Origin of the sequence: Micromonospora maritima, assembly GCF_902825405.1 — a bacterium.
GTDB classification, from domain to species: domain Bacteria; phylum Actinomycetota; class Actinomycetes; order Mycobacteriales; family Micromonosporaceae; genus Micromonospora; species Micromonospora maritima.
On the sequence record NZ_CADEAU010000298.1, the window covers coordinates 1 to 6727 of the forward strand.

8 protein-coding genes are annotated in these 6727 nt (G+C 71.0%); 6 read left to right on the forward strand and 2 right to left on the reverse strand.

Translation table 11 applies throughout. The features are described from left to right. A partial coding sequence (locus tag HUW36_RS22285) for a serine/threonine-protein kinase (protein ID WP_174529956.1) occupies positions 1-906 on the reverse strand: 906 nt, incomplete at its 3' end. Positions 907-997: 91 nt separating this feature from the next. Between HUW36_RS22285 and HUW36_RS22290 the strand changes: the two genes are divergently transcribed. The 6 genes from HUW36_RS22290 (at position 998) to HUW36_RS22315 (ending at position 5575) form a co-directional block, all read left to right on the forward strand. Then, positions 998-1210: an acyl-CoA carboxylase subunit epsilon gene (locus HUW36_RS22290; RefSeq protein ID WP_174529957.1), complete on the forward strand. Its 213-nt coding sequence runs from the start codon at positions 998-1000 to the stop codon at positions 1208-1210. Positions 1211-1311: 101 nt separating this feature from the next. Then, positions 1312-1767: a hypothetical protein gene (locus HUW36_RS22295; RefSeq protein WP_174529958.1), complete on the forward strand. Its 456-nt coding sequence runs from the start codon at positions 1312-1314 to the stop codon at positions 1765-1767. Beyond that, positions 1764-3113: a hypothetical protein gene (locus tag HUW36_RS22300; protein WP_246248275.1), complete on the forward strand. Its 1350-nt coding sequence runs from the start codon at positions 1764-1766 to the stop codon at positions 3111-3113. Before HUW36_RS22295 ends, HUW36_RS22300 begins: the two co-directional genes overlap by 4 nt. Before the next feature lie 92 nt (positions 3114-3205). After that, positions 3206-4246 carry a S8 family serine peptidase gene (locus HUW36_RS22305; RefSeq protein WP_174529963.1) on the forward strand — a complete coding sequence of 347 codons (1041 nt, stop codon included), beginning with the start codon at positions 3206-3208 and terminating at the stop codon, positions 4244-4246. A gap of 10 nt (positions 4247-4256) precedes the next feature. Then, a complete protein-coding gene (locus HUW36_RS22310) occupies positions 4257-4925 on the forward strand; it encodes a Maf family protein (RefSeq protein WP_174529959.1) in 669 nt (222 codons plus the stop codon). Beyond that, positions 4922-5575, forward strand: coding sequence for an O-methyltransferase (locus tag HUW36_RS22315; RefSeq protein ID WP_174529960.1), 654 nt, complete (start codon positions 4922-4924; stop codon positions 5573-5575). The genes HUW36_RS22310 and HUW36_RS22315 overlap by 4 nt, the downstream gene beginning before the upstream one ends. A 66-nt stretch (positions 5576-5641) precedes the next feature. On the opposite strand, the gene HUW36_RS22320 is transcribed toward HUW36_RS22315, so the two are convergent. Then, on the reverse strand, positions 5642-6727 hold a 1086-nt coding region (locus HUW36_RS22320; RefSeq protein ID WP_174529961.1), incomplete at its 5' end, for an MFS transporter.

The following is a 6727-nucleotide window of genomic DNA, read 5'->3' on the forward strand; positions in this document are numbered from 1 at the left end:
GGCCGGCACCAGCGGCGGTCGCGGCGCGCGCGGACCGTTCGGCCCCGGCCGGCGTACGCCGTCCAGCAGCGAGATGCCCTTGGCCCGCCGACCGGCGGCCTTGCGCAGCATGCGCTCGGCCACCTCGGCGGTGATCCGCTCGTCCGGGTCCTTGCGCAGCAGGCCCTGGAGGACCGGCTTCAGCGGCCCGGCGTTGCGCGGCGGCGGCAGCGGCTCGGTCGCGAGCGCGGCCAGCGTGGCGATCGCGGACGGGCGCGCGAAGGGCGACTTGCCCTCGACGGCGGCGTAGAGCGTGGCGCCCAACGACCAGAGGTCGGCCTCGGGACCCGCCGTGCCGTCGCGGGCGCGCTCCGGCGAGATGTACGCGGGCGAGCCCAGCACCATGCCGGTGCGGGTCACGTTCGGGTCGCCGGGGATGGTGGCCAGGCCGAAGTCGGTGAGCACCACCCGACCGTCCTCACCGAGCAGCACGTTGCCCGGCTTGACGTCGCGGTGCATGATGCCGGCCTTGTGTGCGGCCTTCAGCGCGCCGAGCACGCCCAGGCCGACCTCGACCGCCTTGGCCACCGAGACCGGACCGTCCTCGGCGATGGTGTCCTGGAGCGACTTCGACGCGACGTATTCCATGACGATCCACGGATCGCCGTCGGTGCGCAGCACGTCGAAGATGCGGACCACGTTGACGTTGTTGAGCCGGGCGATGGCCCGCGCCTCACGCAGCGAGCGTTCCCGCATCTCGCGGCGCTCCTCCGGGGTGAGGCCGGGCGGCGGGACCAGTTCCTTGATGGCCACGTCCCGGTGCAGCACCTCGTCCCGCGCCTTCCAGACGCGGCCCATGCCACCCTGACCGAGCGGCGAGAGCAGCCGGTATCGGTCGGCGACGAGTTGGGGGAGCGCGTTCGACATCGCTGAAACCGTACCCGGCCGGTCCGACGCGCACACCGCCGGCACGCCACTGTCCGACGAAGGTCGAGTTCCGGACGCGTACCCTGGGTCCATGTCTGCCGAAGAGCCGATGTTCCGGATCGTCCGTGGCGTGCCCACCGCCGAGGAGCTGGCCGCTCTGGTCGGCGCGATCGTCGTGCGCACCCGGCCGGTCGCGGTCGCCGCGCCGGCCCCCGTCTCGCACTGGGCCCGCAGCGCCCGCCCGGCCGTCGCGGGCCCGCTCGCCGGTCCCGGCGCGTGGCGCGCCTCAGGTCTCCCCCGCTGAAACCTTCCCCGCGTACGGGACCCGTACCGGGACTGCCGGGATCCGCGTGGAGCCATTAACCTCACTCAGGGAAACCGTGCGGTGACGGGCAGGGAGGTCCGATGATCCCGGAGGACGACCGGCCAGCCGGCTGGCTGCGCGACTACGGCGGCATCGAGGCCGACATCCGACAGATGCGCGAGTTCGCCGACCGCCTGCAGGACGAGGTCACGCGCAACTACTCCCCCCACCTGTCGTACATCGCCGACGACATGAAGGCCCCGGTGCCCAACCCGGCCGACGCCTTCGTCGAGCTGGTGCAGTTCATGCAGGCCCACCACGAGACGCAGAAGGCCGCCGTCAGCGCGGTGTGGGATCTGGCGCCCGCCACCGGCCGGCTGGCCGACGCCGCCGGCCGGATCGCCGCCCACTACGGCGACGCGGACGCGTTCTCCTCGGCCCGGGTCACCGACGTGGAACGGGCGCTCGCCGGCCCGTCCACCGCCGTCGCGCGCCCGATGCCACCGCTGACCGACCCCACCACACCCGACCAGGGGCAGCAGGTGGTCCTGCCGTGATCGAACGGGGTGGCGGACGGACCACCGGGCTCACCGAGTGGCAGCTGATGGACGTCTCCAGCATGTGGGCGTGCGTGCAGGACCAGGACACCACCGGCCAGTGGAAGCAGGTGGCCGGCTGGCGCAAGGTCTGCGACCTGGCCCTGGCCCACCTCAGCCGGTTACGCGAATACCGGCGAGGGCTCGCCGAGGCGTGGCCGCCCGAGACCAACGCGGCCGCGCGAGCGTACGTCGGCGAACTGGACCAGCTCATCGAACGCGTACAGCACACCCACGACGCCGCCGCCGCGAACTACGACGCGCTGGCCGCCGCCGCACGCGCCATCGGCAGCGCCCGCGCCGAACTGCGACCGCTCTACGACGAGTACGCGACCAAGCTGCGGCAGAAGCAGGCGTACGAGGCGACGGTCGCCGACCCGAAGGCGGTGGCGGGCAGCCGGCTTCCGGAGCGGCCCCCGGTGACGGACGACGACCTGGAGCGGCTGAATGTACGGGCGCGCGGGTTGATGACGGGATTGAGCGGAGAACTCCAGCAGGCCCAGGTCATGCTTCAGCGCCCACCAGCACCTGTCAGGCCTGGGCGTCAGCCCAATGATCCCGATGCGTACGACCAGATGATTCCCACCGTTCCACCGATCATCCCGGTTGCGCTTGCCACCCCTGCTCACAGCCAGTCTGGGACTCCCCTGCCGAAAGCTCAGTCGCCTTCAAATGCCATAAACAGCAGCGGACCTATCCTTGGCGGTACTGGCACAGTAATTGCACAACCAGCGCCGGGCCCTACTACGCCAACCAACTCAGGCACCTCGGCGGCACCGGGAATGGGCGTCCAGCCAGTCGCCCCGCCAATCACAGGCGGCGGTCGCATTTGGCAAAATCGGTTGAACTCCCCCATGCCGCCGGGGCTCTCGCACGAGCGAAGCGGGCCCACTAGCCCACCGGCGAAAAATTCCCCACGCTCAGCGTTACCGAACGGCTTTATCGGAACCCCACCAAGCGCAGGAATCAGCCCAACAGCCCCGAACGGCCCGCGCCGAGTCAACCCCGTTGGCGGCGTGATCGGTGGAGGCGGCGCGGGGACCTCACCTACCGGCGGCGCGGGTTCGAGGCCGGGTGCTGGACGCTCTGCGCAACTGCCCGGTCAAGGCCTTTTCCCGGCCGGCGGGTCTCCTTCGGGAGCACCGGTCCGCGGCCAGAAAGGTCGAACTGAGGTCGGCCCTGAAACTAAGAAGGATTTGGACCCAGACCATCCTTGGGAAACAAGCCAGGGAGTTAAGCCAGTAATGCTCCCTCCCGAAGAAGAGGGACCGATCGATCCCGGCCCGGCAATCGGTCTCGACCGTTGAAGGTGATATCGCTTCTCGCAGCAGTCCTTCTTCTGTTTGGTAGCGCTGCACCCGGCAAGCAGGCCGGACCCGGAGAGTCGACCGACCCTGCAATGCGCATCCGGGCAGACCAGTGGCACCTTAGCTACCTCAACTCCGGCGAGGCAAACGCCGTAAGCACTGGGGCAGGGGTTGTAGTCGCAGTCCTAGATACGGGCGTCGACCCCCATCCGGATCTACGCACCAACTTATTGCGAGGCGTTTCAACTATTCCGGGAAATCCTGGGGACGGCTGGAGCGACGAGAACAGCCATGGAACTGGAATGGCTGGGTTGATTGCCGCACATGGCCAGGCAGGTGACAAGGGCGCCAGGGGCATCGCGCCTACTGCTCGAATCTTGCCCATTAAGTCGTCCGGCGCAGACAATACTGGACAACCAGAGGATTTAGCAAGAGGCATAGATGTCGCCGTCTCCCTGCACGCAGATGTGATCAGCATATCCAGCAGCGGCACAGCAACTCCAGAGCTAATAAGATCAATAAAGCAAGCTCTGCTAGCCAATATCGTCGTCGTCGCAGCCGCCGGGAATAGGCCTGAAGACGCCTTCGTCGGATATCCAGCGGCAGAGGAGGGCGTGATTGCAGTTGGAGGAGTCGATCGCACCGGCGCACACGCCTCAGTCTCAGTCAGCGGACCCGAAATCGATGTTGTAGCGCCTGCGGTAGACATCTACAGCACCAGCTACGGCGGTAAGTATTCGAAGGGCACCGGGACCTCCAGCGCCACCGCGATCGTGGCCGGGGCCGCCGCGCTCATCCGTTCCAAGTTCCCCGACCTCCCCGCCGCAGAGGTCGCCCACCGGCTGACCGCAACCGCCGTCGACAAGGGACCGCCCGGCCGCGACGACCAGTACGGCTACGGGGTGATCGATCTGGTCGCCGCGCTCACCGCCGACGTCCCTCCCCTCGGCTTCGAGTCGACGGGCGTCACCGCCCCGGCCTCGACCGCCGCGTCACCCGGGACCGGCGGTGGCGACGACAGCACGGCCCGAGGGCTCGCGACCCTGGGCGCGCTGCTGGCGGCGGGCGGCGCCTACCTCGTGTGGCGTCGTCGCCGACGTGCCGACGACCCACCGCCGAGGATCAGCCGGTAGCGTCGGCGGGGTGCTGAACTCCGTGCCGTTGCGCCTCGTGCTCGCCTCGCAGAGTCCCGCCCGTCGCAAGCTGCTCCAAGCCGCCGGGATCGAACCCGACGTGCTGGTCAGCGGCGTCGACGAGTCACAGGTGGTCAGCGAGCGGGCCGAGGAACTGTGTCTCGAACTGGCCCGGTTGAAGGCGCAGGCCGTGCTCAGTCGGCTGCGGTCCACGCCGGAGGAGCGCACGCTGGTGCTCGGCTGCGACTCGGTGCTCGCCTTCGACGGTGAGATTCTCGGCAAGCCGACGGACGCGGCGGACGCCGCCGGCCGCTGGCGGCGGATGCGCGGGCGCAGCGGCGTGCTGCACACCGGGCACTGCCTGATCGACGTGGTGCACGAGTCGCGCGCGGAGGCGGTCGCCTCGACGACTGTGCACTTCGCGGACATCAGCGACGAGGAGATCGCCGCGTACGTGGCGACGGGCGAGCCGCTGGCGGTGGCCGGGGCGTTCACGATCGACGGGCTGGGCGGGGCGTTCCTGACCGGCATCGAGGGTGACCCGGGCACGGTGGTGGGCCTGTCCCTGCCCCTGCTGCGCCGGCTCCTCGCCGATCTGGACCTCCGCGTCGTCGATCTGTGGACGAAGGTCGCGCCGGGGGCCAGGAGATCGAGCATCTCGGCTAACGTCCGGGCATGAGCACGAAGCCGCTGCCGCTGACCCCGGAACTGCACGCCTACCTGGTGGCCCACGGGTCCGCCCCCGACGAGGTGGTCCGCGACCTGGCCGAGGAGACCAGGGCGGCCCTTCCGGCCGAGGCGGACATGCAGGTCGCTCCGGAGCAGGCGGCGTTCCTCACCTTCCTGACCCGGCTGCTCGGGGTGCGGCACGCGGTGGAGGTGGGGACGTTCACCGGTCTCTCCTCGCTGGCGATCGCCCGGGGGCTTGCTGACGGCGGTCGCCTGACCTGCTTCGACATCTCTGCGGAGTACACCGACGTGGCCCGGCGTTACTGGGCCCGCGCCGGGGTGCAGGACCGGATCGAGCTGCGCATCGGCCCGGCTGCGGACGGGCTGCGCGAGTTGCCCCGGGAGCGTCACCTCGACTTCGCGTTCATCGACGCGGACAAGGTCGGCTACCCGGTCTACTGGGACGAACTGGTGCCGCGGATGCGTCCCGGCGCGGTGATCGCGGTGGACAATACGCTCCGGGCCGGCCGGGTGCTCGCCCCACGCAACGCGGACGACCGGGCGATCGCCGCGTTCAACGACGAGGTGCTCGCCGATGCCCGCGTCGAGGCCGTGATGCTGCCGATCGCCGACGGGGTCACGCTCGCCCGGGTGCGCTGAACCAGTTCGCCGAGGTGGCGGTGTCCAGGCACGCCGGATGCCGCCACCTCGGCGACGTGGAGTCGATCAGGCGGGCGCCACACCGGGGGCCAGGGCCCGGCCCAGCCGCACGGTCAGCAGCGCGGCCACCGCGATGAACGCGGGCAGCAGCAGGAAGGCCAGGTGCGGGCCCACGCCGTCGGCCACCCAGCCGAGCACGACCGGCGCGATCCCGAAACCGACAGCCATCGAGTACGACGACCAGCCCGCCGCCCGGTCGGTGGCCGTACCGGCGGCCGTGAGCGCGATGGAGATCGCCAGCGGGTAGTGCAGGGCGTTGCCCAGCCCGAGCACGACCAGGCCGGTGACCGCCAGCCAGCCGATCGGGCTGGCCCAGAACAGGGTGAAGCCGGCGAGCGAGACGGTGAGTGCGCCGAGCAGCAACGGCACCGGGGGCCAGCGCAGCGCGGCCCGGCCGCCGACGGCCCGGCCGGCGAACATGCCGCAGACGATCGCCGCGACGGCCGCCGACGCCCCGCCGGCACTCAGTCCGGCATGGTCGCGGAGCACGTCGGCGGTCCAGAGCGACAGGCAGACCTCGATCGAGCCGGTGACCGCCATCAGGACCCAGGCGATCCAGTACGCCCGGGGCAGCCGTGCCGCCGCCGCCCGCGTGTCGGTGGCGAGATCGGGGCGAACTCCGCGCGAACGACGTTCCGCCACGGTCCCGTCCGACCGGGAACCGAGGGGAGCGACCGCTGCGGCGACGGGCACGGGGGCGGCGGCAGCCGCGGTAGCGGGAGCGCCGTGCGGCAGGCGTACCCGGAAGGTCAGCGCGGCGAGCGCGACAAGCGTGATCAGCCCGACCTCGACGGCCGTCACCGGCCGCCAGCCGAGGCCGGCGTCCACCGTGACGCCGATGGTCAGCGGTGCCAGGATGCCCATGCCGGCGCAGACGGCGTTGGCCTCGGTGAGCGCGGCGGGCGCGGCCGGCCCGTGCCGGGCGGTGAGCACCACGTTGACGCCGCTGATGACCATCATGCCGAAGGTGGCGACGACCGCCACGGCGGCGATGGTGGCGGGCAGCGGGCGGAGCACGCCGAGCGCGGTGACGCCGGCGGCCACGCCGGCGAGGCCGAGCCAGACGGCCGGGCCGCGGCCGTAGCGGCGGGC

What these genes read in the sequence shown, in the direction of transcription:
- HUW36_RS22290 (WP_174529957.1), top strand. Translation starts at nt 998, where the DNA reads ATGTCTGCCGAAGAGCCGATGTTCCGGATCGTCCGTGGCGTGCCCACC.
- HUW36_RS22295 (WP_174529958.1), top strand. Translation starts at nt 1,312, where the DNA reads ATGATCCCGGAGGACGACCGGCCAGCCGGCTGGCTGCGCGACTACGGC.
- HUW36_RS22305 (WP_174529963.1), top strand. Translation starts at nt 3,206, where the DNA reads ATGCGCATCCGGGCAGACCAGTGGCACCTTAGCTACCTCAACTCCGGC.
- HUW36_RS22315 (WP_174529960.1), top strand. Translation starts at nt 4,922, where the DNA reads ATGAGCACGAAGCCGCTGCCGCTGACCCCGGAACTGCACGCCTACCTG.